The following is a 26,738-nucleotide window of genomic DNA, read 5'->3' on the forward strand; positions in this document are numbered from 1 at the left end:
GGTTACCCTGTACGCCTGTTAAATTCGCTTCAGAAAAATGGTCGCCAACGGCGGCACGCTAATATCCAATGAAAATTCTAGCCCGTTGGCCGGTTCATCGGCGCTGTCATATAGATTGCCGATATGGTAATTGCTTCCACCATAAAAATGCGAATCGGTGTTGAGGATTATTTCATATTGACCGGCACTGGGCACGCCGATCCGGTAGCGAGCATGGGGCGTGGGCGTCATATTCGAAACTACCAGCACCAGCTCGCCCTGATCACCAAACCGGGCAAAGCTGAACACACTGGCGGCGGAGTCGCTGTGGTTCAACCAGCGGAAGCCACTCGGATCGCAGTCACGTTGATGCAAGGCGGCTTCATCACGATGCAACCGATTGAGATCCTTGAATAAGTTTTGCATGCCGCTGTGACGTTCGAACTGCAACAAATACCAGTCAAGTTGGGCCTGGTGGTTCCACTCGATACCCTGGGCGAATTCGTTGCCCATAAAGTTTAATTTTTTCCCAGGGTGACCGTACATATAGCCATAATAGGCCCGTAAGTTCGCGGTTTTTTGCCATTCATCGCCCGGCATCCGCGCCAGGATGGAGCCCTTGCCGTGCACGACCTCATCGTGGGATAGGGGCAAGACGAAGTTCTCGTTAAATGAATAAACCATCGAAAAAGTCAATTCGTCATGGTGGTAGGCTCGATGCACCGGGTCACGGCCAATGTAGGCAAGCGAGTCATGCATCCAACCCATGTTCCATTTAAACCCAAAGCCCAAGCCGCCGGCGAAGACCGGCCGGGTAACCCCATCAAAGGCGGTTGACTCCTCGGCAATGGTGATGGCTTTCGGGAATCGGCCATAAACGGTGGTATTAAAGCGCTTGACCAGTTCAATGGCCTCATAATTGTGGTTGCCACCGTTCACGTTCGGGACCCATTCGCCACTTTCGCGCGAGTAGTCCAGGTACAGCATTGAGGCGACGGCATCGACCCGCAGGCCGTCAATATGGAAATAATCGAGCCAAACCAAGGCCGATGAGATCAGGAAGTCGCGCACAGTGAAGCGCCCAAAATCGTAAATATAGGAGTTCCAGTCGGGGTGCCAACCGCGTTGCGGATCTTCATATTCGTAGAGCGCTGTGCCATCGAATCGGGCTAGGCCGTGGGTATCAGAGGGGAAATGGGCTGGTACCCAATCGACCAGAACCGCGATGTTTTGTTGATGGCATTGATCGACAAAATACTTGAAGTCATCGGGCGTGCCATATCGGCTGGTCGGCGCAAAAAGCCCTAATGGTTGGTATCCCCAACTGCCATCGAATGGATGCTCACTGATCGGTACGAATTCGACGTGGCTGAAGTTCATTTCACAGAGATAAGGAATCAGATGGTCGGCCAGTTCGCGGTAAGTCATGGGGCGACCTTCCATATGGCGCCACGACCCAACATGCAGCTCATAGGTCGTCATTGGGGCCTTGGTTGCCGCAACAATCTCGCGTGCTTGCCAGGCCTGGTCCTGCCACGGATACTGGCTGTGATCAAAGACAATGGAATTGAATTCCGGATATTGGGCGCAATAGAAGTTATAAGGATCGGACTTGTGCGGCAACAGGTGCCCGCGCATGTCCTTTAATTCGAACTTGTATTTGGCGCCGGCAGCAAGTTCCGGCACAAACAGGCGCCAGATACCATCCTCACTGCTTTGCATCGGATGAATCCGACCATCCCAATGGTTAAAATCGCCGATCACACTGACCGATCGAGCATTGGGGGCATAGACGGCAAAGCGCACACCGTGCAGCGGACCCTGACGGGTCGGAGTGCTGCATAACTGAGCACCCATGGTTTTATACAGGGTATCTGAACTGCACGGGAAATCCTCGAGGGCGCGTTCGGTGAACTGGTAGGCGTCCACGACCCGCCAGCTATCCTTCCCCTTCTCGACCTGGAGGCTATAAACAGGTTTATCAGCGCCTTCAACACACAATTCGAACAAACCGGGACCTGCCTGGTCCATCGCTCCGTAATCTACTGTGCCATCAATAGACAGCGCCCGAACGCGATCAACATCCGGCAGGAAGACTCGTATCAACCATGCCTTATCCTGCGGAAAAACACCTAAGGAATCGAATGGCCGCGCTTCGAGAACATTGTTTAGTCGCTTCGCAAGATGAGTCATGAGGCGAGGGGTCTCCTTATAATTGTTATTGGGCTTAAGACTACCAATCCGTAATTAACACTTTAATCGTTGTTTCGATATTAGCGGAATACGGCTAAGAAAGCAGGTGCAGACAGGACAGGGTGGAGTTTTTTGATGCCACTGACACATATTCAACTGGATAATCCAAGCTACCGGGGGATAACAGAGACGATTTAGCACCGGGATGGCCAGCAGCCAAGACTAGCGCCCGGCCCTCCCTCGGGCAACCCTAGGGATCGGAGGGTTGGCCGGTTACTGGATTAAAGTGTCGGGCAATATAACTGATGAGCTCCTGGTAGAGCGGCTGCCAGTCCTCACCCAGAGGCTGATCGAGCCGATGCCAGAAGAACTCATTAGGCTCATGCTCATCGCTGACCTCGGCGACCTGCCAATGCTCCACCAGGATTGGGTCGGTCTCCATCAGGTAGAAGCCATAGGTCGCGTCGACGTCCGCCATCAGTTCCTTGCCAATATAGCGCTTCGCTTTACCTTTAAGACCCGATGCCTGGCGTAGTGAGCGCACACAGGATGCCGCCAAGGTCTCTTTGGCACCGATAAGACCGGTCACCAGCTGCTTGCCAGCGGTGGGTTGGCTGAACGCCAAGATCTCAAGCCCCATGGCAGACTCTCGATAAACGATCGGACAGGCTCTTTTCATGGCACTTTTACCTTATGATTTTTGCAACCTAATTGATTATAAACCACTAGGCGGAGTAGATTTACGATCGTTCGAATGAGCTTAGGACCATAACTTTAACAGATAAGCGCAAACAGGGGTTAGATCACAATACCGAGGGGGGCTTAGGGTGAGCAGAACGGCAGGTCCTGCAGGGCGAGGTATAACGTTAATGGGGTACTTAACCGTTTATCACAGGCAAAAAAAAGAGCGCCGAAGCGCTCTTTTTTGTTCTTACCAAATTATCGATTACTCGATGATTTTAGCAACAACACCGGCGCCAACAGTACGGCCGCCTTCACGAATGGCGAAGCGCAAGCCTTCATCCATCGCGATTGGAGAGATCAGAGTCACAACCATCTTAACGTTGTCACCTGGCATAACCATTTCAACGCCTTCTGGCAGTTCACACGCACCCGTTACATCGGTTGTACGGAAGTAGAACTGTGGACGATAGCCCTTGAAGAACGGAGTATGACGTCCGCCTTCTTCTTTGCTCAACACGTAGATTTCAGACTCGAAAACTGTGTGCGGAGTGATAGAACCTGGCTTCGCTAATACTTGGCCACGTTCAACGTCGTCGCGCTTAGTACCACGCAATAACGCACCGATGTTCTCGCCTGCACGACCTTCGTCAAGCAGCTTACGGAACATTTCAACGCCCGTTACAACCGAAGTTGTAGTCGCACGAATACCGATGATCTGAACTTCGTTACCGGTGTTTACGATGCCGCGTTCAACACGACCTGTAACCACGGTGCCACGACCAGAGATTGAGAAAACATCTTCGATCGGCAACAAGAAAGGCTGGTCGATGGCGCGAACTGGCTCAGGAATATAAGAATCCAGAGTTTCAACCAGTTTACGAACAGCGGTAGTGCCCATTTCGTTGTCGTCTTTGCCTTCCAATGCCATCAGTGCAGAACCGATGATGATAGGCGTGTCGTCACCTGGGAATTCGTACTGTGACAACAGGTCACGAACTTCCATTTCGACCAGCTCTAATAACTCTTCGTCATCGACCATGTCAGCCTTGTTCAGGAACACGACGATGTACGGTACGCCAACCTGACGAGACAACAGGATGTGCTCACGCGTTTGTGGCATCGGGCCATCAGCAGCAGAACAAACCAGGATCGCGCCGTCCATCTGAGCAGCACCAGTAATCATGTTTTTCACATAATCGGCGTGTCCAGGACAGTCAACGTGCGCATAGTGACGCGCAGGCGAGTTGTACTCAACGTGTGAGGTAGAGATGGTGATACCACGCTCACGCTCTTCCGGTGCGTTATCGATGCCGTCAAAAGCAACGAAAGAACCGCCCCAAGTCTCTGCACATACGCGAGTTAAAGCCGCAGTCAAAGTAGTTTTACCATGGTCAACGTGACCGATTGTGCCCACGTTTACGTGGGGCTTAACTCGTTCAAATGTAGCCTTACCCATTTGGTATTTCCTCTAAAGTTAGCACTAGCTTAGCTAATTACGATTTTTTAATGATAGATTCAACAACGTTATTTGGAGCTTCTTTATAAGCTGCAAATTCCATTGTATAAGACGCTCGACCTTGAGACATAGAGCGCAAAGACGTTGCATAACCGAACATTTCGGAAAGCGGTACTTCTGCGTCAATGACCTTACCTGTCGGACCATCACCCATACCTTGCAGTGTGCCACGACGACGGTTCAAGTCGCCCATAACGTCGCCCATGTAGTCTTCAGGTGTAACAACTTCAACCTGCATGACGGGCTCCAATAGGGCCGGATTCGCTCTCTCTTTCAGCTTTTTGACGGCCATCGAGGCAGAGATCTTAAACGCCATCTCGTTTGAGTCGACATCGTGATAGGAACCATCAATCAATGTCGCTTTCAGACCAAGCAACGGATAACCGGCTAAAATACCATTCTTCATCTGCTCTTCAATACCTTTCTGAACAGCAGGAATGTATTCCTTCGGTACCGTACCGCCGACCACTTCGTTTACAAAAACGAGGCCTTCAGCGTTTGGATCTTCAGCAGGTTCAAAGCGAATAACCACGTGACCGTACTGACCACGACCGCCCGACTGACGGGCAAACTTGGAGTCAATTTCGGCCGATTCACGAATGCGCTCTCGGTAGGCCACTTGTGGCGCACCAACATTACATTCTACTTTGAACTCACGCTTCATGCGGTCAACGATGATATCAAGGTGCAATTCACCCTGACCACCGATGATCGTTTGTGCGGTTTCTTCGTCGGTATGAACCCGGAAAGAAGGATCTTCTTGAGCCAACTTACCCAAAGCAACACCCATTTTCTCTTGGTCGGCCTTGGTTTTTGGTTCAACAGCAACAGAGATAACCGGCTCGGGAAAGTCCATGCGCTCCAACGTGATGATGTGGCTCGGGTCACAGAAGGTGTCCCCAGTGGTCACATCTTTCACGCCGATCAACGCACCGATATCACCGGCTGCCAATTCTTTGATCTCTTCACGGTTGTTAGCGTGCATCTGAACCATACGGCCGACGCGGTCTTTTTTACCACGAACCGAGTTGAACACCGCATCACCAGACTTCAATACTCCGCCGTAGACACGGACAAAGGTCAAAGTACCCACGAATGGGTCAGTAGCGATTTTGAAGGCCAAAGCCGCAAAAGGTACATCATCGGATGCCAGTACCGCTTCATGCGTTACGCCATCGTCCAAAATACCTTCAATTGGCTTCACTTCAGTTGGCGACGGCATGTATTCGATCACGCTGTCGAGAACGGCTTGCACACCCTTGTTCTTGAACGCAGAACCGCAGTGAGTCAAAACGATCTCACCGGCAATGGTACGTGCACGCAAACCGATCTTGAGGTCTTCGACCGACAAGGTTTCAGTTTCCATGTACTTTTCCATCAACTCGTCGTTGGCTTCAGCAGCAGCTTCAACCAATTTCAGACGGTACTCGGCAGAGATGTCGGCCATATCAGCTGGAATCTCTCCGTATTCGAAGGTCATACCCTGGTCTTCCATATTCCAGTGAATGGCTTTCATTAATACTAGATCGATTACACCGCTGAAATCGTCCTCGGCACCAATAGGCAATTGCATAGCAATAGCGTTGGCACCCAAGCGATCTTTCATTTGCTCTAAAACAAACAGAAAGTCAGCGCCGGCACGGTCCATCTTGTTGACGAACACCATACGCGGAACATGGTATTTATTGGCTTGACGCCATACAGTTTCCGTTTGCGGTTGCACGCCCGAGGAAGCACAGAGCACCACGACAGCACCATCGAGTACGCGCAGCGAACGTTCAACTTCAATGGTGAAGTCAACGTGGCCCGGCGTATCAATGATATTGATCCGATGTTCGTCAAATTGCTTACCCATACCACGCCAAAAACAGGTGGTAGCAGCAGAAGTAATGGTAATACCACGCTCCTGCTCTTGTTCCATCCAATCCATTGTCGCTGCACCATCGTGCACCTCACCGATTTTATGAGAAATACCGGTGTAGAAAAGGACGCGCTCTGTAGTCGTTGTCTTACCAGCGTCTACATGCGCTACGATACCGATATTTCGGTAGCGTTCTAAAGGAGTTTTGCGAGCCACGACTCTATCTCCGTATCCAGTGAATTAGAAGCGATAATGAGAGAATGCTTTGTTGGCTTCAGCCATACGATGCACGTCTTCACGTTTTTTAACCGCGGAACCTTTGCCATCTGCTGAATCTAACAATTCACCGGCAAGACGTTGACGCATACTTTTTTCGCCACGACCGCGTGAAGCATCGACCAACCAACGCATGGCAAGCGCTTCACGACGAGAAGGACGAACTTCGACAGGAACCTGGTAAGTAGCACCACCAACCCGGCGAGATTTAACCTCAACCAGTGGCGCGATACTTTCGAGTGATTTGGCGAAAAGTTCGAGAGGGTTTTCATGACCCTTGTCTTTTACGATGTCTAAGGCACCGTAAACGATTTTTTCCGCAATTGACTTCTTGCCATCAACCATCACGTGGTTCATGAACTTAGCCAACTGGGTGTTGCCAAATTTTGGATCTGGCAGGATTTCACGCTTCGCAGCGACGCGTCTTCTTGGCATTGATAAGCCCCTTAATTTAGGTCTTCAGGCAGATCTGAAATTCGGCTACGAACTTCCGTTAGGAACTGCGTACCGCACTCAGCCTTACTGCTTATTCTGAGACTGGATAAATAAACAAAACTAGCTTTTTGGTCGTTTAGTACCGTACTTGGAGCGTGCTTTCTTACGATCGTTGACGCCGGAAGTATCCAGAGCACCACGAACCGTATGATAACGAACACCTGGTAGGTCTTTTACTCGACCACCACGGATCAGCACAACACTGTGTTCTTGCAGGTTGTGACCTTCACCGCCGATATACGAAGACACTTCGTAACCGTTGGTTAACCGCACACGACATACTTTACGTAAGGCCGAGTTAGGTTTCTTAGGTGTAGTTGTGTATACGCGAGTACACACACCGCGGCGTTGAGGGCACGCTTCTAGAGCCCGTACGGCGCTTGCTTCTGTCACGCGCTTACGCGGTTGACGAACGAGCTGGTTAATTGTAGCCATTTAAGCCTCTTCTCTGATTTCACTTCTCGTGACATTGCCCAGAAACAGTGGAAAAATCCTCTGTAGCCGGGAAAGGTGCGCGATTCTACGTTATCGCACAATTAGTAGTCAACAGAAAGCGTTTAATCGGCTCTCGAACACCGATCAAACGCCGCTATTTTCTACTTATTTAACGCCTGACTGAGCGCAGCTTCAACTTCCGATGCACTGATCGTCGGCTTGGCTGTGGTTCGTTCAAGACGTCTTTTCTTACGTTCAGCGTGATACGCAAGACCGGTACCGGCAGGAATCAAGCGACCTACCACTACGTTTTCTTTCAGACCGCGTAAATAGTCGCGTTTGCCGGTTACCGCACCTTCGGTCAATACACGCGTCGTTTCTTGGAACGATGCGGCAGAGATAAAGGACTCGGTGGCCAGTGATGCCTTGGTGATACCCAGCAACACACGCTCAAACTTGGCGATCTGCTTATCTTCGGTGACCGCTAAGTCGTTACCTTCCAACAGATGCATAAATTCAACTTGGTCGCCCTTGATGAAATTAGTCTGTCCACTGTCGGTAATCAATGCTTTACGCAGCATCTGGCGGCAAATGACTTCAATGTGTTTGTCGTTGATGACAACACCCTGGAGTCGATATACTTCCTGAATTTCCTTGACCACATACTTGGCCAAGGCTTCAACCCCGAGCACACGCAGAATATCGTGTGGGTTCATTGGGCCGTCAGACAGTACTTCGCCTTTTTCGACGTTCTCACCTTCGAACACGTTCATCTGGCGCCATTTCGGAATCAATTCCTCATACGGCTCAGAACCATCGTGCGGGGTGATCATGATGCGCTTCTTGCCCTTGGTCTCTTTACCGAAGGTAAAGGTACCGGACATTTCCGCCAAGATGGCGGATTCTTTCGGCTTACGGGCTTCAAATAGATCCGCAACCCGTGGCAAACCACCGGTAATATCCTTGTTGCCACTGCTGGCTTGCGGGATACGAGCCAATACATCACCGACCTTAACAGCTGCTCGGTCATGCAGGTTTAACAGCGCGCTGTCCGGCAGGAAGTACTGTACCGGCTGATTGGTGCTGCCGATCAATATGTCACGACCTTCACCATCGACCAATTTAATCATCGGACGAATTTCTTTACCGAGGGCATTACGCTGAGCCTGGGGGATGATTTCAACGGTACTGACACCGGTTAAATCATCGACCTTACGGTTGATCGTGCTGCCTTCGTCCATACCAATAAATTGGATGGTACCGGCCACCTCCGACACGATGGGGTGAGTGTGCGGATCCCAACGAACCACAACCTCACCTGAATCGACCTTGGCGCCGTCTTTAACGCTAACTACAGAACCGTACGGCAGCTTGTACCGCTCACGCTCACGGCCATGCTCATCGGCTACTGCCAACAGGCCTGAACGGCTTACCACGACCAGATGACCGTCTTCACGGACAACCGTCTTGACGTTGTGCAAATGCACGCTGCCGCCATGGCTGATCTGGACGTTATCGATCGCAGAAGAACTGGAGGCCGCGCCGCCGATGTGGAAGGTCCGCATCGTCAGCTGAGTACCAGGCTCACCGATCGACTGAGCGGCAATAATACCGACCGCCTCACCGATATTGATCCGATGGCCACGGGCCAGGTCGCGACCATAACACTGGGCACAGATACCAAAGCGTGTCTCGCACGAGATGGATGAGCGTACCTTAATGATATCGACACCGAGCTGGTCAATGCGTTCAATCCATTTTTCATCGAGCATGGTGCCTGCAGGGATCACTATCTCGTCGGTCGCCGGATCGATAATATCGACCGCATTGACTCGACCCAATACCTGCTTACTCAATGGGAAGACGATGTCGCCGCCGTCGATGACCGGCTCCAAGATAATACCTTCCTGGGTGCCACAGTCTTCTTCGGTTACCACCACGTCTTGCGCTACATCTACCAAGCGACGCGTCAGGTAACCCGACGATGCCGTTTTCAGTGCCGTATCGGCCAAACCTTTTCGCGCGCCGTGAGTGGAGATGAAGTATTCACCTACCGACAAGCCTTCGCGGAAGTTTGCCTTAATCGGGTTTTCGATGATCGAGCCATCTGGCTTAGCCATCAGGCCTCGCATACCGGCGAGCTGACGAATCTGCGTCGCGCTGCCTCGAGCACCGGAATCGGCCATCATAAAGACGGCGTTAAACGAATCCTGCTCAACTTCGTTACCATTGCGGTCGGTGGTGAATTCTCGTGAGATTCCTTCCATCATCGCTTTGGCAATTTGGTCATTGGCACGTGACCAGAGATCGACCACCTTGTTGTATTTTTCACCCTGGGTGATCAGACCCTGAGCAAATTGTTCTTCAACTTCCTGAACTTCCGCTTCGGCTGCGCCGAGTATCACATACTTGGCTTTTGGAATAACAAAGTCATTCACACCAATAGAAGAACCGGATTTAGTCGCGTAATTGAAGCCCATGTACATAACCTGGTCGGCAAAGACCACCGTTTCCTTCAGTCCCACCGAGCGATAGCACTCGTTGAGCAAACCGGAAATGGCTTTCTTCTTCATCGGCTGGTTGACCATGTCAAATGGCATACCATCGGGCGCGATAGAGAACAGGATTGCACGTCCAACTGTGGTGTCTTCAATGGCAATCTTCTCGACTCGAACGCCGTCATCACCGATCAAGACCTGGCGAATACGGACCTTAACGATGGCCTGCAGGGCAACCTGCTCAGCACCGTAGGCGCGCTGGACTTCTTCGATGTTCGAGAACACCATGCCTTCGCCCTTCGCATTGATACGCGCACGAGTCATGTAATACAGACCCAAGACAACGTCCTGCGATGGAACGATAATAGGCTCACCGGAAGCCGGTGACAGAATGTTGTTGGTCGACATCATCAGGGCGCGTGATTCGAGCTGCGCTTCAATGGTCAACGGAATGTGCACAGCCATCTGGTCACCGTCGAAGTCGGCATTATAAGCCGCACAAACGAGAGGATGCAGGTTAATGGCCTTGCCTTCGATCAATACCGGTTCAAACGCCTGGATACCCAGACGGTGAAGGGTTGGGGCGCGGTTCAACAAGACTGGATGTTCACGAATCACATCGTCGAGGATATCCCAAACGATCGGTTCCTCGCGCTCAACCATCTTCTTGGCGGCCTTGATGGTGGTCGCCAAACCGCGGTGCTCCAGCTTGCTAAAGATAAACGGCTTGAACAGTTCCAAAGCCATTTTCTTCGGCAAACCGCATTGATGCAAACGCAGTGTTGGTCCGACCACGATAACCGAACGACCTGAATAGTCGACTCGCTTACCCAAGAGGTTTTGTCGGAAACGACCCTGCTTACCCTTGATCATATCGGCAAGCGACTTCAACGGACGACGGTTAGAACCGGTAATGGCTCGGCCGCGACGTCCGTTGTCGAGCAAGGCATCAACTGATTCTTGCAACATACGCTTTTCGTTGCGCACGATGATGTCCGGCGCTGACAACTCTAACAAGCGCTTTAAGCGGTTGTTACGGTTAATCACTCGGCGATACAGATCGTTTAGATCGGAGGTTGCGAAACGGCCACCGTCAAGCGGTACCAACGGACGTAAATCCGGGGGCAACACAGGCAGAACCGTCAACACCATCCACTGCGGCAAATTGCCCGACTTGTGGAAGGCTTCGAGCAGCTTCAAACGCTTGGACAGCTTCTTGATCTTGGTTTCGGAGTTAGTTGCGGGAATTTCTTCGCGCAGGGTAGAAATCTCACCTTCAAGATCCATGGCTTCCAGCAGACGCTGAACGGCTTCGGCACCCATGCGGGCATCGAAGTCATCGCCGAACTCTTCGATCGACTCATAGTATTCTTCATCGGTCAGCAATTGACCGCGCTCCAAGCTGGTCAAGCCCGGATCGATAACTACAAAGCTTTCGTAATAGAGTATCCGTTCGATATCACGCAGGGTCATATCCAACATCAAACCAATACGAGATGGCAGTGATTTCAAGAACCAGATGTGCGCAACCGGTGCTGCCAATTCAATATGGCCCATCCGCTCACGTCGCACCTTGGCCTGGGTGACTTCAACGCCACACTTCTCACAAATCACACCACGATGCTTCAGACGCTTATACTTGCCACAGAGGCATTCGTAATCTTTGATTGGGCCAAAGATACGCGCGCAGAACAAACCGTCACGCTCAGGTTTGAACGTACGGTAGTTAATTGTTTCCGGCTTCTTCACTTCACCAAAAGACCATGAACGAATCATGTCCGGTGATGCCAGTCCGATTCGTATCGAATCGAATTCTTCGGCCTGGCCTTGTGTTTTCAGCAGGTTTAGTAAGTCTTTCATGTTTCCGCTCCGCAGGGAGTTGGCAACCGGGCAGCCCGAAGGCTGCCCATTCAATTACTCTTCGTTTTCCAGCTCCATATCGATACCCAGCGAGCGGATCTCTTTCACCAATACGTTGAAAGATTCCGGCATACCAGGTTCCATACGGTGATCACCATCGACAATGCTCTTATACATTTTCGTACGGCCATTCACGTCATCTGACTTCACTGTCAACATTTCCTGCAAGGTGTAAGCGGCACCGTAAGCTTCTAAGGCCCACACTTCCATTTCACCAAATCGTTGACCACCAAATTGCGCTTTACCGCCCAATGGTTGTTGTGTTACCAGACTGTATGAGCCAGTTGAACGAGCATGCATCTTGTCGTCCACTAAGTGGTTCAACTTGAGCATGTACATGTAACCGACAGTCGTTTTGTTTTCGAATAGGTCGCCAGTACGGCCATCCCACAATTGGATCTGACCGCTGTCATCCATGCCAGCTAAACGCAACAGACCCTTAACTTCTTCTTCTTTCGCGCCATCAAAGACCGGGGTGGCAATAGGTACACCACCGCGCAGATTACCTGCCAGCTCCATGATTTCCGCATCGGAAAATTCACCGAGGGTTTCAGTACGGTGACCGGTACCAGAGTGGTTATAAATCTGGTCCATAAAGTCACGTAAATCACCTGCGCTGCGCTGCTCGAGCATCATCTCGTTGATTTGGTCACCCAGACCCTTGGCGGCGGCACCTAGGTGCGTTTCCAAAATCTGACCAACGTTCATCCGCGAAGGCACACCGAGCGGGTTAAGCACGATATCGACTGGGTTGCCTTTGGCATCATAAGGCATGTCTTCGACCGGCATAATCACCGAGATAACACCCTTGTTACCATGACGTCCAGCCATCTTGTCGCCCGGCTGTATGTAGCGTTTAACCGCCAGATACACCTTGACCACCTTCAAAACGCCTGGCTGCAGATCGTCACCCGACTGCAGTTTGCGTTTCTTGTCGTCGAAGCGAGCTTCTTGATCGACCTTACGCTCTTTTAAGCGGCTCTCAGCCGACTCCAGCTGTGCGGCCATGGCTTCATCCTGCATACGCAGTTTGAACCAGTCAGCACGCGGCAAAGCGGCTAGGTATTCGGCTGTAAGCACGTCACCTTTTTGAAGATCGGGTCCACCGGATACCGGCTGGCCGACTAACGCAGCGGTCAGACGCTCAAACAGCGTATTTTCAACAATACGATATTCTGCGTTCAAATCTTTGCGGAACTCTTCCAACGCTTGGCGCTCAATATCACGTGAACGTTGATCACGCTCTACACCATCACGGGTAAAGACCTGAACATCGATAACGGTACCGCGCATACCACCCTTAACACGCAGGGAGGTATCTTTCACATCAGAGGCTTTCTCACCAAAGATCGCACGTAACAGCTTCTCTTCTGGGGTCAGTTGGGTTTCGCTCTTAGGCGTTACCTTGCCGACTAGAATATCGCCTGCGCCGACTTCAGCACCGATGTAAACGATGCCGGACTCGTCAAGCTTGTTCAGAGCGGCCTCGCCAACGTTCGGGATATCCGCGGTAATTTCCTCAGGCCCTAACTTGGTGTCTCGGGCAATACAGGTCAATTCCTGGATATGGATCGATGTAAAGCGATCCTCTTTGACAACCTTCTCAGAGACCAAGATGGAATCTTCGTAGTTGTATCCGTTCCACGGCATAAAGGCGATGCGCATGTTTTGGCCAAGAGCCAATTCACCCAGGTCGACGGATGGGCCGTCGGCAAGTACATCACCGCGTGCAATCGGATCACCCTGATTGACAATGGTGCGCTGATTAATACAGGTGTTCTGGTTTGAACGGGTATATTTGGTCAGGTTGTAAATATCGACACCGGCATCATCTTCACCGATTTCATCACCTGCGACCTTGACCACGATGCGCGATGCATCGACATATTCCACGATGCCGCCACGATCCGCGACGATACAGACGCCGGAGTCGATAGCCACATTACGTTCGATACCGGTACCCACCAAAGGCTTATCTGACTTTAGCGTGGGCACGGCTTGACGTTGCATGTTCGAACCCATCAGGGCTCGGTTAGCATCATCGTGTTCCAAGAACGGAATTAACGAGGCCGCAATGGATACGATCTGACGTGGTGACACGTCCATCATATCGACCTTGTCTAACGGGGCCAGGGTAAACTCGTTCTGATGGCGGACCTGAACGAATTCGCCCTGGATCATGCCATGCTCATCGACCGTAACGTTAGCCTGCGCGATGGTATGGCGAGCCTCGTCGATAGCCGACAAATAAACGATCTCATCACTAACCTTACCCGCAGATACCTTACGGTACGGCGTTTCCAGGAAACCATAGCTGTTGGTACGCGCATAGGTTGCCAGAGTGTTGATCAGACCGATGTTTGGACCTTCCGGTGTTTCAATTGGGCAAACACGGCCATAGTGGGTCGGGTGCACGTCACGTACTTCAAAACCAGCACGTTCACGTGTCAAACCGCCGGGTCCCAATGCCGACACACGTCGCTTATTGGTAATTCCGGACAACGGGTTGTTTTGATCCATAAACTGGGACAGCTGAGACGAACCGAAAAACTCTTTGATGGCAGCTGCAACCGGCTTGGCGTTGACCAAATCCTGTGGCATCAAACCTTCACTTTCGGCCATAGACAGACGTTCACGCACGGCGCGTTCAACTCGAACCAAGCCCACACGGAACTGGTTCTCAGCCATCTCACCGACCGAACGTACCCGTCGGTTACCCAAGTGATCGATATCATCGACTTGACCATTACCATTACGAATCGCGATCAGGGTCTTAACAACCTCGACAATATCATCGCGGCTCAGAATACCAGCACCTTCATCGTCTTCACGACCGAGGCGACGGTTAAACTTCATCCGGCCAACAGCGGACAGGTCATAGCGATCCGTTGAAAAGAACAGGTTCTGAAACAGTGTCTCAGCCGATTCTTTCGTTGGTGGCTCACCTGGACGCATCATGCGGTAAACTTCAACCAGGGCCTCTAGAGGCGTACTGGTAGGGTCATTACGCAGAGTGTCGGAAATAAAAGGTCCACAATCGAGATCGTTGGTGTACAGCGTCTCAAAACTCTTAATCTTTTGGGTGCGAATCGTCTCGAGTACATCGAGCGTGATTTCATCATTGCAATTGGCCAAAATTTCACCCGATTTGGAATCAACCAAGTCGGTAGCCAGGGCTTTGCCCAAAAGGTAAGAATCCGGTACTGCTGCAGACTGCAGGCCAACTTCTTCAAAGTCGCGGATATGACGGGCGGTAATACGCTTGCCTTCTTCGACCAGCACATTGCCTTTCTTATCTTTGATTTCAAATGCGGCGGTTTCGCCTTTCAATCGAGCACCCACAATCATCATTTCGATTGCAGTGTCTTTAACCTTGTATTCCACGCGGTCAAAGAACAAATCTAGAATTTGCTGATTGTTTAATTCAAGAGCACGCAACAAGATGGTCGCGGGCAACTTACGGCGCCGATCGATGCGAACAAAAACCTGATCCTTCGGATCAAATTCAAAGTCCAGCCAAGAACCACGGTAAGGGATAACTCGAGCTGAGTGCAATAACTTGCCTGAGCTGTGCGTCTTACCTTTATCATGGTCAAAAAAGACACCCGGCGAACGATGTAGCTGGGACACCACAACTCGTTCGGTACCATTAATAATAAAGGTACCATTATCGGTCATTAATGGGATCTCGCCCATATAGACTTCTTGCTCTTTAATGTCCTTAATTGCTTTGCTCGGTGAGTCTTTATCATAGATGATAAGACGCACTTTCACGCGCAATGGCGCCGCATAGGTAACCCCGCGCAATTGACATTCTTTAACGTCAAAAGCAGGTTTGCCCAGCTTATAGCTGACATATTCAAGTGCAGCGTTGCCAGAATAACTGACAATTGGAAATACCGATTTAAACGCAGCATGTAGACCGCTATCTTGGCGTTCTGAGGCATCAAAATCTGCCTGCAGAAAACTACGATAGGAATCTAACTGTATAGCCAACAGATATGGAATATCCATTACTGGCTCAAGTTTGCCGAAATCCTTACGGATTCGCTTTTTTTCGGTGTAAGAGTATGCCATCAGCAATCCCCAGCTTGTTCACCAACGGTGTGTCTGAGTGGTTGAACCGCTAAAATGCGGCTTATCGGACTACAGTTATCAGCAGACAGGTCTAATAACTCCGACTTTCACGTCCTGTGCGCTCCGCTATAGGGAGCCCCAACGCCTAAGCGTTTGTTCCTAATCCGGCAAAAATAAATTCACCGGTGAAAATAGTATTCCTGTAAGACAGGAAAAGGCCGGTAACCTAACAGGCTACCAGCCGCGCTATATTGGACGGCAATGCCACCCAGTAGCGTTTTACTTAACTTCTACAGTCGCGCCAGCTTCTTCAAGCTTCGCCTTAACTGTATCGGCTTCTTCTTTAGACACAGCTTCACGCACTGGTGCTGGAGCACTGTCTACAACGCCTTTAGCTTCTTTCAGGCCAAGACCAGTAATTTCGCGAACAATTTTGATCACGTTTACTTTCTTCTCGCCGCAAGAAACCAGGATTACGTCGAATTCAGTTTGCTCTTCAGCAACTGCAGCGACGGCACCAGGTGCTGCAGCAGCCGCTGCACTAACACCGAACTTTTCTTCCATTGCGCTAATCAATTCAACAATGTCTTTTACAGACATTTCAGAAACTGCATTGATTATATCGTCTTTAGTCAGAGACATGACTTCATTCCTAATCTGTTGGGGAAGAACCCCATTAAACCGTTAATTGACCACCAAGCTCGAAATAAGCTTATGCAGCTTCCTGTTCTTTCTGATCGCGCACTGCTGCCAATGTACGTACGAGCTTGCCTGCTGAAGCCTCTTTCAAGACCATCATCAGTTTTGCAATTGCTTCGTTGTATGTTGGCAAACTAGCTAGCAAGTCGACAGGTGTAAGTTCACCCTCGAACATGGCAGCTTTAAGTTCAAGCTTCTCGTTCTTCTTAGCGAATTCACCCAGGATACGTGCACCTGCACCGGGATGGTCCATAGAAAAAGCGATCAGCGTCGGACCGACAAAATTGTCAGCCAAACCTTCAAAAGAAGTACCTTGAACCGCACGGCGAGCCAGCGTATTACGTACGACTTTCAGCCATACGCCATTGTCACGCGCGAGCTTGCGAAGAGTGGTCATGTCATTAACTGCCACGCCACGCGAGTCTGCGATAACCGCTGACTGCGCGTTCTTAGCTTGCTCTGCTACTGCAGCAACAATTGCTTTTTTGCCTTCGAGATTCAGTGCCACTGAGAAATCCCCTGTTTAAAACCTCCGAAGAGGTCAACCTATTTTCAGCCCTTGCGGGCTGACCAGTTATAACGGCAACAGCTCATATAAAATGTGCTTGGTATACCGTCTGCGTAGGACATTAAGACAGCTGCGAACAGCCATCACCTACGGTCTTTGACTGCATAGACGAATCTATGCTCCAAAGTTTGTTAGACGCTTAGTGTACTTTGATCAAGCGCAATACCTGGACCCATGGTGGTCGTCAGGGAGATCTTCTTAACATAAACACCCTTGGAAGAAGATGGCTTCAACCGCTTGAGGTCTGCTAATAGAGCTTCTGCATTGCCTTTGATGGCACTAAGGTCAAAATCTACCTTACCGATGCAAGCATGGATAATACCGTTTTTATCGGTACGGAAACGCGCTTGACCGGCTTTTGCATTCTTTACCGCGGTTGCGACGTCAGGCGTCACAGTACCGACTTTCGGGTTTGGCATCAGTCCACGTGGTCCCAACAACTGACCCAACTGACCAACAACACGCATTGCATCAGGAGACGCAATAACAACACCGAAGTTCAGATCGCCACCTTTCATCAATTCGGCAAGATCTTCCATGCCGACGACTTCTGCACCGGCAGCTTTAGCTGCTTCGGCGTTAGCGCCCTGAGCGAAAACCGCGATACGCACATCCTTACCGGTGCCGTGTGGCAAGACGGTAGATCCGCGTACGTTTTGATCGGATTTACGTGGATCGATACCCAACTTAACAGCGATGTCCAAAGACTCAACGAACTTAACCGTTGATAGCTCTTTCAATGCCGCTACAGCATCATCGATGCTGTACAACTTAGTGGAATCGACTTTTTCATTCGCAAGACGTGCGCGTTTAGACAATTTAGCCATTACAGAACACCCTCTACATTCAAGCCCATGCTTCTTGCCGTACCGGCAATAGTCCGCACTGCAGCATCCATGTCAGATGCAGTCAGGTCCGGGTCTTTAGCTGTTGCAATTTCTTCCAGCTGTGCACGGGATACAGTGCCTACTTTTTCAGTATTTGGACGAGCGGATCCGCTCTTCAGGCCCAAAGACTTTAACAGCAAGACAGATGCTGGCGGCGTCTTAGTGACAAACGTAAAACTACGGTCGGCGTAAACGGTAATTACCACGGGAACCGGCAAGCCTGGCTCCAACTTCTGCGTCTCAGCGTTGAACGCCTTGCAGAACTCCATGATATTCACACCGTGCTGACCCAACGCAGGGCCTACCGGGGGGCTTGGATTCGCCTGACCGGCTTTAACTTGCAGCTTTACATAAGCTGTGACTTTCTTAGCCATAATAGCTTCCTCAATGTGGGTGCAAACGCCTTACGGCTCCCCGATAACAAAACAGAGACGCCAAAAACCCGATCTCTCGATCAGGTTCCCTGCATCACCATTACCCTCAGGCCTTATCGACCTGGGAAAATTCCAATTCAACCGGCGTAGAACGCCCGAAGATAGAGACCGAAACCTGCAAGCGACTCTTCTCGTAGTTGACTTTTTCAACGGTACCGTTGAAATCCGCAAAAGGCCCATCAATAACGCGAACCATTTCGCCTGGCTCGTAAATCGTCTTCTGGGTCGGCTTATCGACACCCTCTTTGACTCGCTGTAAGATAGAGTCGGCTTCTTTGCTGGTTAGTGGGGCCGGCTTTTCGGCCGTTCCACCAATAAAGCCCATCACACGTGATGTACCCTTCACCAAATGCCATGAGGCATCATTCATCGCCATCTCGACCATTACATAGCCAGGATAGAACTTACGCTCACTCTTGCGCTTCTTGCCGTCACGCATCTCAACGATGGATTCCGTTGGCACTAGGATCTCGCCAAAATCATCCTGCATACCTAGTAACTCGACCTGCTCCATTATAGAAGCCGCTACACGCTTTTCGTAACCAGAATAGGCGTGAACCACATACCAACGCTTTGACATTGAACTACCCTTATCCTATGACCATGGAAACTAACCAACCAATTAACGTATCCACAGCCCACAAAATCAAAGCTACGACCAATACAAACGCTATTACGACCAAGGTTGTTTGTACCGTCTCTTGACGGGTTGGCCAGACAACCTTACGGACCTCTACCCATGCTTCTTTACGCAGGCGATTGATCGACTTGCCTTTTTCAGTCATCAGCGCCACACCAACGGCAGCTACTAACAACACAAGAACACCCAACACCCTATAGATCAACGACTCGGCTGAAAAATAGTAGTTTCCGCCAATCGCCAGACATATCAAGACGATGGCTACGAACCATTTGGAGTAATCGAAGACTGAACTTGTTGAATTAACCTGAGCATTCATTCAGCAAAGCACCTGTGCTGGTGAAAAAAATTTGGCAGGCCAGGGGGGACTCGAACCCGCAACTTTCGGTTTTGGAGACCGACGCTCTACCAATTGAACTACTGGCCTATAACTTATTTGGGCGCCGGATTTTAATCCAACTCCCGGTGCTTTTCAAGCACTAACTGTCACCTTTACAACAAACCACCGCTAGCGCCGTGTCCTGTTGCGAGGAGGCTGGGCATCTTATTGAATTCAAATCAATTTTTCCATCTTTTTTTAGGAAATATGCAAAAATATCCCGATCTGGCGATAACACCAGAGCCTGAAAGGTTCCATTTCGGGTTGCCGAGATTTTAGACACTGACAAGTGCCAAGCTAGGGGATTTATCAGGACCGAAGCTAGAAACGATGCTATCAAATTAATGAGACCAGCCTGCTAAGATGCGAGTGGTCCAGAAACTGAAAAGGCAGCCACCGAGGTGCCTGCCTTACAATTACTAATACACTATCGAGATGGTGCTCACGATGAGAGTCGAACTCATGGCCTCTCCATTACCAATGGAGTGCTCTACCACTGAGCTACGCGAGCGAAACAGATTATGGAGCGGGTAGCGAGAATCGAACTCGCATCATCAGCTTGGAAGGCTGAGGTTCTACCATTGTACCATACCCGCGAACTCTCAATAAGAGAGTGGTGGAGGGGGATGGATTCGAACCATCGAAGCTTGCGCGGCAGAGTTACAGTCTGCTCCCTTTGGCCACTCGGGAACCCCTCCTGAACGGGCGCAAAGTGTGCCGTAAGGCGCTCTTACTGTCAACAGTGTTTGTGAACTTTATCAGTTATTACAAGCACTTAGACGAAAGATATCACTTTGTTCCCTCCTCGCATTGCGAAGAGGCGCGCATATTAGGGTCAGGGAAAAAAAAATGCAAGCCTAATTGCAGTTGTAGCGCGAATATTCTGCCTTTTCATACTGAGACAAGATAGACGCCAGTGTCTCGTCCGCCACCAACGCCGCCGAAATCGGGTCGATCACCAGGCTCACCGAGTCGGATCGATGCTCCTTGCTCACAATGGAGGCATTTACGCCCTTGCTGGCGAGCAAGGATTGTTGCCGTAGCGCATTCTTTTCGCTGGAAAACATACCCATTGATAGGGCATTGGCATTGATACCCGTAGAGATGATGTAGCTTTCGATTTCCTTAGCCGCCACCTCGGTTAACTTCTCCTTTGCCAAGCTTTTATTTTTGAACGGCCCAAAAATTACTTGGTAATCCGTTTTGACAACCTTCTGAGACGGCTCTTGGATTGCCGCGATTTCGATTGCTTGCAGCCGCGACACAATCACCTCAAGACTTTGCCCACTGACCAAACCCTCTATGCGCACGCATTGCGTTGGCTTGGTTTCGCCTTGCGCGCTGTCGGACGGACGCTTGGACTGCTGGAGCCGGTCTATCTGGTTCTTGGTGGGCTGTAAATTACTCAATGTTGCCATCGCAACGGTACTTATAGCCGGTGCAGCCGGTTGTGTTGACAGCCAATATTGGTAACCACCGAAACCAAGGTTGAGAACAACCAACACTAATAGAATCCATCTCATTTGCTGTCTCCGTTTAGCTCATTGATTAGTCGCCAATAGTATTTCAAACCCTGCAAAACCAAGTTGGGCGCATGGATAATGGGCTTGGTTAGATGCGGCCGAAGGGTGTCAGCATCGCCGCCAGTGAGCACAACCTGTGCCTTAGCAGAACCGAAGGACTGTACTGTTTGCTCTATTAGGGCAACCGCCCCATAGACAATACCGAAATTTAGGCACCCGATAGTATCCTGGCCCAGTTGAGCGCTAAAGCCAAGGTCGGCCTTTGGCAAGTGCGCCGTATTACCGGTCAGGCTTTTGGCCGCTAGTGCCAAGCCAACAGATATCGAACCGCCTTGGTGCCGGGAGTCCTTGGTGAGGTAATCGATCTTTAATGCGGTACCGGCATCGACAACCCATAGGTCCTGACCCGGAAAGCGCTGGCAGGCGCCAAGCATAGCCAACCAACGGTCCACCCCCAGCAGACGGACATCAGGATACACCAAGCGCAGGCCGGCAAAGCCATCGACGACGGTCGCAACCTGAGCTTCGATACCTTGGGCCCAGAGCACACCGACTACTTCTGCTGTTTGATGCGACACCGACGCTACCACTACCTCGCACACATAGCCATCGGTGACGAAACTTGCCAGCGACCCAAGGTCTGCAAAGACTCCGTAATCATCGCCATGGCTATACTTAATACGCGTATTGCCGCAATCTAAAAATAAGGTTGCTGATTCATTTACCATCTAACACTCACCTCACCACCATTGAACAAGCGCAGCGTGCCGGAATCGTCCAAGACAATCAATTGGCCCTTTTCATCGATACCCTGGGCCGTACCCGTGGTCACGCGGTCACCTTGGTGGACACCAATACTGCGGCCATAAAGGAAGTCACGGGAGCGCCAGGCTGCCAGGATAGGCCAGGTTCCGGAGCACTTGGCCGCGGCAAAGGTGTTGACTATCGCCTCGGCCATTTTGACCAATAGTAGATCGCGAGGTAAAAGACGCCCAGTTTCGACCAGCAAGCTCGTGGCGGCGTTAGCGGTATCAGTAGGCGCGCTCGCAACGTTAATCCCCACGCCAATCACCAACGTCGCTTCATCAATTGGGCTGCCTTGGAGCTCACATAGGATGCCGGCCAATTTCTTATCTCTACAGTAGAGGTCATTCGGCCACTTGAGTTGAACCGGTAAACCGGTCTCCTGCTCCAAAGCAGTCGCGACAGCTACGCCAACCAGCAGGCTTGATAGGTACAGTACGCCGACCTCAAAAATGGCCCTATGCCCTAGGCTGAAAGTAAGGTTGGTACAGGGTGGGCTCTGCCAAACCTTGCCTCTTCGGCCACGCCCTGCCTGCTGAAATTCTGCGGAAAATAACTTCCACTCATCGAGCTGGTAAACCGCGCCGAGCGCTGTCTTGTTGGTTGAATCTGTTTGCGCAACTATATCGATAACGGGAAATATGTCACGTCCGGCCGCCGACAACTTTGCGGACACCTGTTTCGAATCAATAGGCTGAATCGGGGTGAGTAGGCGATAGCCTCGACCGCGGATTTTATTTATCAATAGGCCGGATGACTCCAGGTCTTTTACCCAGGACGCAATGGTCGGTCTTGAGACATTAAGCGCCGCAGACAAGTCTTGCCCCGACACGAAATCTTGGCCTTGGAGCAACGACAATAGGGTTAGCAGCTGTTTCAGAAAGACGTTCTCCACTCGGCGATTGGGCATTGATTCAATACAGACGGTTCAAGGTGTTGTCTTAGTTAGGCCAAATTGGCACTAGCCACCTAGGATAGCGATAAATAATATTTATACCAGATGCGAAGTCGTCGTTCAGCTAATTAGCATGGTCAGGCATTGCTCTCACCATATGTATAATCGAACAGGCATAAAAAAACCCGCAGCCGTTAGACTGCGGGTTTTTCGTTTTTTTAGGAGCTTGACGATGACCTACTCTCACATGGGGAGACCCCACACTACCATCGGCGATACGTCGTTTCACTTCTGAGTTCGGTATGGGATCAGGTGGTTCCAACGCTCTATGTTCGTCAAGCAAACTGGTTGTCATAGCTCGTGTCTGTCGGGTGACAGCGCACGCTCTACGCAATTGGGTACTAAAAAAGCTCTCAACTTCCGGATACTGCTCAACTCATCTTGGTCGTTCTTTTCTTTCAGCGTATCTCTGAACTACCAACAGCTCAAACCACTTCGGCGTTATATGGCCAAGCCGCACGGGCAATTAGTACAGGTTAGCTCAACGCCTCACAACGCTTACACACCCTGCCTATCAACCAGTTAGTCTTACTGGGCCCTTCAGGAGGCTTAAAGCCTCGGGGAAAACTTATCTTGAAGGGGGCTTCCCGCTTAGATGCTTTCAGCGGTTATCCCGTCCGAACTTAGCTACCGGGCAATGCCATTGGCATGACAACCCGAACACCAGAGGTTCGTCCACTCCGGTCCTCTCGTACTAGGAGCAGCTCTTCTCAATTTTCCAACGTCCACGGCAGATAGGGACCGAACTGTCTCACGACGTTCTAAACCCAGCTCGCGTACCACTTTAAATGGCGAACAGCCATACCCTTGGGACCGGCTTCAGCCCCAGGATGTGATGAGCCGACATCGAGGTGCCAAACACCGCCGTCGATGTGAACTCTTGGGCGGTATCAGCCTGTTATCCCCGGAGTACCTTTTATCCGTTGAGCGATGGCCCTTCCATACAGAACCACCGGATCACTATGACCTACTTTCGTACCTGCTCGACCTGTCCGTCTCGCAGTCAAGCGCGCTTATGCCATTATACTAACCGCATGATTTCCGACCATGCTTAGCGCACCTTCGTACTCCTCCGTTACTCTTTAGGAGGAGACCGCCCCAGTCAAACTACCCACCACACACGGTCCGTAACCTCGTTTCGAGGCCGACGTTAGAACCTCAATGTTATCAGGGTGGTATTTCAAGGTTGGCTCCACTGCAACTAGCGTCACAGCTTCAAAGCCTCCCACCTATCCTACACAAATAACATCAAAGTCCAGTGTGAAGCTATAGTAAAGGTTCACGGGGTCTTTCCGTCTAGCCGCGGATACACGGCATCTTAACCGCGATTTCAATTTCACTGAGTCTCGGGTGGAGACAGCGCCCCCATCGTTACACCATTCGTGCAGGTCGGAACTTACCCGACAAGGAATTTCGCTACCTTAGGACCGTTATAGTTACGGCCGCCGTTTACCGGGGCTTCGATCAAGAGCTTCGCTTACGCTAACCCCATCAATTAACCTTCCGGCACCGGGCAGGTGTCACACCCTATACGTCCACTTTCGTGTTTGCAGAGTGCTGTGTTTTAAGTAAACAGTCGCAGGGGCCTGGTATCTTCGGCCCAAGTCAGCTCAGAGAGCAAGTCTCATCACCAGCCTGGGCGTGCCTTCTCCCGAAGTTACGGCACCATTTTGCCTAGTTCCTTCACCCGAGTTCTCTCAAGCGCCTTGGTATTCTCTACCTGATCACCTGTGTCGGTTTGGAGTACGGTTCCAATACAGCTGGAGCTTAGAGGCTTTTCCTGGAAGCATGGCATCAGTGACTTCGGATCCCGTGGGATCACCGTCATTACGCCTCAGCCTTAGTGAGTGTCCGGATTTTCCTAAACACTCAGCCTACACGCTTAAACCGGGACTACCAACGCCCGGATCACCTAGCCTTCTCCGTCCCCCCTTCGCACTGTATTGAAGTACAGGAATATTAACCTGTTTCCCATCGACTACGCTCTTCAGCCTCGCCTTAGGGGCCGACTCACCCTGCTCCGATTAACGTTGAACAGGAAACCTTGATCTTTCGGCGTGCGAGTTTTTCACTCGCATTATCGTTACTCATGTCAGCATTCGCACTTGTGATACCTCCAGCAAGCTTCTCAACTCACCTTCAACGGCTTACACAACGCTCCTCTACCACTCATGTATAAATACACAAGTCCGTAGCTTCGGTGTTTGGTTTGAGCCCCGTTATATCTTCCGCGCAGGCCGACTCGACTAGTGAGCTATTACGCTTTCTTTAAAGGGTGGCTGCTTCTAAGCCAACCTCCTAGCTGTCTGAGCCTTCCCACATCGTTTCCCACTTAACCAAAACTTTGGGACCTTAGCTGACGGTCTGGGTTGTTTCCCTTTTCACGACGGACGTTAGCACCCGCCGTGTGTCTCCCGGATAGTACTCACTGGTATTCGGAGTTTGCATGGGGTTGGTAAGTCGGGATGACCCCCTAGCCCAAACAGTGCTCTACCCCCAGTGGTATTCGTCCGAGGCACTACCTAAATAGTTTTCGAGGAGAACCAGCTATCTCCGAGTTTGATTGGCCTTTCACCCCCAGCCACAGGTCATCCGCTAACTTTTCAACGGTAGTCGGTTCGGTCCTCCAATTGATGTTACTCAATCTTCAACCTGCCCATGGCTAGATCACTCGGTTTCGGGTCTACACCTTGCAACTAGACGCCCAGTTAAGACTCGGTTTCCCTACGGCTCCCCTATTCGGTTAACCTTGCTACAAAATGTAAGTCGCTGACCCATTATACAAAAGGTACGCAGTCACCCCATCACAAAGCGGCCTCACTGCCTGCTTTGCCGGTTGCATTCGCGAAGCTGCGCTTCGCCAATGTTTCCTTTAGCCATCACACCAAAGGACTCCGCAAAGTCGCTTTGTGATGGGGCTCCCACTGCTTGTACGTATACGGTTTCAGGATCTATTTCACTCCCCTCACAGGGGTTCTTTTCGCCTTTCCCTCACGGTACTTGTTCACTATCGGTCAATCAGGAGTATTTAGCCTTGGAGGATGGTCCCCCCATATTCAGTCAGGATTTCTCGTGTCCCGACCTACTCGATTTCACTGTGATCAGTTTTCGTGTACGGGGCTATCACCCACTACGGCGGACCTTTCCAGGTCCTTCCACTAACATTCACACAGCTTAAGGGCTGTTCCCCGTTCGCTCGCCACTACTTAGGGAATCTCGGTTGATTTCTTTTCCTCCGGGTACTTAGATGTTTCAGTTCCCCGGGTTCGCCTCTTAGACCTATGTATTCAGTCTAAGATACCCAGCTTACACTGGGTGGGTTTCCCCATTCGGACATCGCGGGATCAAAGCTCGTTTATCAGCTCCCCCACGCTTTTCGCAGATTACCACGTCCTTCATCGCCTCTGATTGCCAAGGCATCCACCGTATACGCTTAGTCACTTGACCATATAACCCGAAGCAGTCTCAGCTCTCGCTGACCCTTACTTTGAATCGGTCTTGCAACTGTTGGTTATTTCAGTTTCTTACGCTTGAGTTGTCGTGTGCGCAACGACTCGACTAAGAGCGCCACCACACAACAGTTTCTTTCTTTTGAGAACTCTTTTAGATTTTTAAAGAACGGTATTGTGTATTTCACAAAGCAAAGCATTCAGCTGTTTATACCTAGATAAACGGAGTGCTTGGCTGTATGAAATTCAATCTGATTGGCTTTGAGTGATGGATGCTGCTTACGAATTGGTGGAGCTATGCGGGTGGTGCGACAACTCGCTCGAACCGCAGAACTTCCGAATATGGTGGAGCTATGCGGGATCGAACCGCAGACCTCCTGCGTGCAAAGCAGGCGCTCTCCCAGCTGAGCTATAGCCCCAATTCGGCGCTATTTTTTACGTTGCCTGTTTTTCAACAGCCCAAACG

The 26,738-nt window shown here is 50.8% G+C and carries 17 protein-coding genes, 5 tRNA genes and 2 rRNA genes; all 24 read right to left on the bottom strand.

The genetic code is table 11. The features are described 5' to 3' along the window. Window positions 1-18: 18 nt before the first annotated feature. Window positions 19-2,172 (bottom strand): 1,4-alpha-glucan branching protein GlgB, encoded by a 2,154-nt coding sequence (gene glgB, locus REIFOR_RS15590; protein WP_100258441.1) that lies wholly within the window; start codon window positions 2,170-2,172, stop codon window positions 19-21. Window positions 2,173-2,422: 250 nt separating this feature from the next. After that, window positions 2,423-2,851, bottom strand: coding sequence for an NUDIX hydrolase (locus REIFOR_RS15595; RefSeq protein WP_100258442.1), 429 nt, complete (start codon window positions 2,849-2,851; stop codon window positions 2,423-2,425). 267 nt (window positions 2,852-3,118) lie between these two features. After that, on the bottom strand, window positions 3,119-4,312 hold the full coding sequence (gene tuf / locus REIFOR_RS15600; RefSeq protein WP_100258443.1) for an elongation factor Tu: 1,194 nt from the start codon (window positions 4,310-4,312) through the stop codon (window positions 3,119-3,121). Between the two features lie 37 nt (window positions 4,313-4,349). Beyond that, window positions 4,350-6,449: an elongation factor G gene (fusA, locus tag REIFOR_RS15605; RefSeq protein WP_100258444.1), complete on the bottom strand. Its 2,100-nt coding sequence runs from the start codon at window positions 6,447-6,449 to the stop codon at window positions 4,350-4,352. 24 nt (window positions 6,450-6,473) lie between these two features. Continuing rightward, window positions 6,474-6,944, bottom strand: coding sequence for a 30S ribosomal protein S7 (gene rpsG, locus REIFOR_RS15610; protein WP_100258445.1), 471 nt, complete (start codon window positions 6,942-6,944; stop codon window positions 6,474-6,476). Between the two features lie 120 nt (window positions 6,945-7,064). Next, entirely contained in the window at window positions 7,065-7,439 is a 375-nt protein-coding gene (gene rpsL, locus REIFOR_RS15615) for a 30S ribosomal protein S12 (RefSeq protein ID WP_100258446.1), read from the bottom strand. Between the two features lie 161 nt (window positions 7,440-7,600). After that, the gene (gene rpoC, locus REIFOR_RS15620) at window positions 7,601-11,797 is read right to left on the bottom strand and encodes a DNA-directed RNA polymerase subunit beta' (RefSeq protein WP_100258447.1); all 4,197 of its coding nucleotides are present in this window, start codon (window positions 11,795-11,797) and stop codon (window positions 7,601-7,603) included. A 54-nt stretch (window positions 11,798-11,851) separates the two neighbouring features. Then, window positions 11,852-15,934, bottom strand: a complete 4,083-nt coding sequence (gene rpoB / locus REIFOR_RS15625; RefSeq protein WP_100258448.1) for a DNA-directed RNA polymerase subunit beta — start codon at window positions 15,932-15,934, stop codon at window positions 11,852-11,854. A gap of 279 nt (window positions 15,935-16,213) precedes the next feature. Then, entirely contained in the window at window positions 16,214-16,576 is a 363-nt protein-coding gene (gene rplL, locus REIFOR_RS15630) for a 50S ribosomal protein L7/L12 (RefSeq protein WP_100258449.1), read from the bottom strand. A gap of 70 nt (window positions 16,577-16,646) precedes the next feature. Beyond that, window positions 16,647-17,141, bottom strand: a complete 495-nt coding sequence (gene rplJ, locus REIFOR_RS15635; RefSeq protein WP_100258450.1) for a 50S ribosomal protein L10 — start codon at window positions 17,139-17,141, stop codon at window positions 16,647-16,649. A gap of 191 nt (window positions 17,142-17,332) precedes the next feature. Next, entirely contained in the window at window positions 17,333-18,028 is a 696-nt protein-coding gene (gene rplA, locus REIFOR_RS15640) for a 50S ribosomal protein L1 (protein WP_100258451.1), read from the bottom strand. Beyond that, the gene (rplK, locus tag REIFOR_RS15645) at window positions 18,028-18,462 is read right to left on the bottom strand and encodes a 50S ribosomal protein L11 (RefSeq protein ID WP_100258452.1); all 435 of its coding nucleotides are present in this window, start codon (window positions 18,460-18,462) and stop codon (window positions 18,028-18,030) included. The genes rplA and rplK overlap by 1 nt, the downstream gene beginning before the upstream one ends. Before the next feature lie 106 nt (window positions 18,463-18,568). Further along, the gene (nusG, locus tag REIFOR_RS15650; protein ID WP_100258453.1) at window positions 18,569-19,102 is read right to left on the bottom strand and encodes a transcription termination/antitermination protein NusG; all 534 of its coding nucleotides are present in this window, start codon (window positions 19,100-19,102) and stop codon (window positions 18,569-18,571) included. A 10-nt stretch (window positions 19,103-19,112) separates the two neighbouring features. After that, entirely contained in the window at window positions 19,113-19,481 is a 369-nt protein-coding gene (secE, locus tag REIFOR_RS15655; protein WP_100258454.1) for a preprotein translocase subunit SecE, read from the bottom strand. A 32-nt stretch (window positions 19,482-19,513) separates the two neighbouring features. Continuing rightward, window positions 19,514-19,589 (bottom strand) — tRNA-Trp (locus REIFOR_RS15660). Between the two features lie 388 nt (window positions 19,590-19,977). Further along, window positions 19,978-20,052: transfer RNA gene (locus REIFOR_RS15665), tRNA-Thr, on the bottom strand. Between the two features lie 11 nt (window positions 20,053-20,063). Beyond that, window positions 20,064-20,137 (bottom strand) — tRNA-Gly (locus tag REIFOR_RS15670). A gap of 18 nt (window positions 20,138-20,155) precedes the next feature. Next, window positions 20,156-20,239, bottom strand: a tRNA-Tyr gene (locus REIFOR_RS15675). A 159-nt stretch (window positions 20,240-20,398) separates the two neighbouring features. Beyond that, window positions 20,399-21,064 carry an SPOR domain-containing protein gene (locus REIFOR_RS15680; protein ID WP_100258455.1) on the bottom strand — a complete coding sequence of 222 codons (666 nt, stop codon included), beginning with the start codon at window positions 21,062-21,064 and terminating at the stop codon, window positions 20,399-20,401. Next, window positions 21,061-21,792 (bottom strand): type III pantothenate kinase, encoded by a 732-nt coding sequence (locus REIFOR_RS15685; RefSeq protein ID WP_100258456.1) that lies wholly within the window; start codon window positions 21,790-21,792, stop codon window positions 21,061-21,063. Before REIFOR_RS15685 ends, REIFOR_RS15680 begins: the two co-directional genes overlap by 4 nt. Further along, window positions 21,786-22,778, bottom strand: a complete 993-nt coding sequence (locus REIFOR_RS15690) for a biotin--[acetyl-CoA-carboxylase] ligase (RefSeq protein ID WP_100258457.1) — start codon at window positions 22,776-22,778, stop codon at window positions 21,786-21,788. The genes REIFOR_RS15685 and REIFOR_RS15690 overlap by 7 nt, the downstream gene beginning before the upstream one ends. Before the next feature lie 209 nt (window positions 22,779-22,987). Further along, window positions 22,988-23,103 (bottom strand): 5S ribosomal RNA (rrf, locus tag REIFOR_RS15695). Window positions 23,104-23,268: 165 nt separating this feature from the next. Next, window positions 23,269-26,270 (bottom strand): 23S ribosomal RNA (locus tag REIFOR_RS15700). A 345-nt stretch (window positions 26,271-26,615) separates the two neighbouring features. Continuing rightward, window positions 26,616-26,691: transfer RNA gene (locus REIFOR_RS15705), tRNA-Ala, on the bottom strand. Window positions 26,692-26,738 lie beyond the last annotated feature (47 nt).

Origin of the sequence: Reinekea forsetii (assembly GCF_002795845.1) — a bacterium.
In the GTDB taxonomy this organism is placed as follows: domain Bacteria; phylum Pseudomonadota; class Gammaproteobacteria; order Pseudomonadales; family Natronospirillaceae; genus Reinekea; species Reinekea forsetii.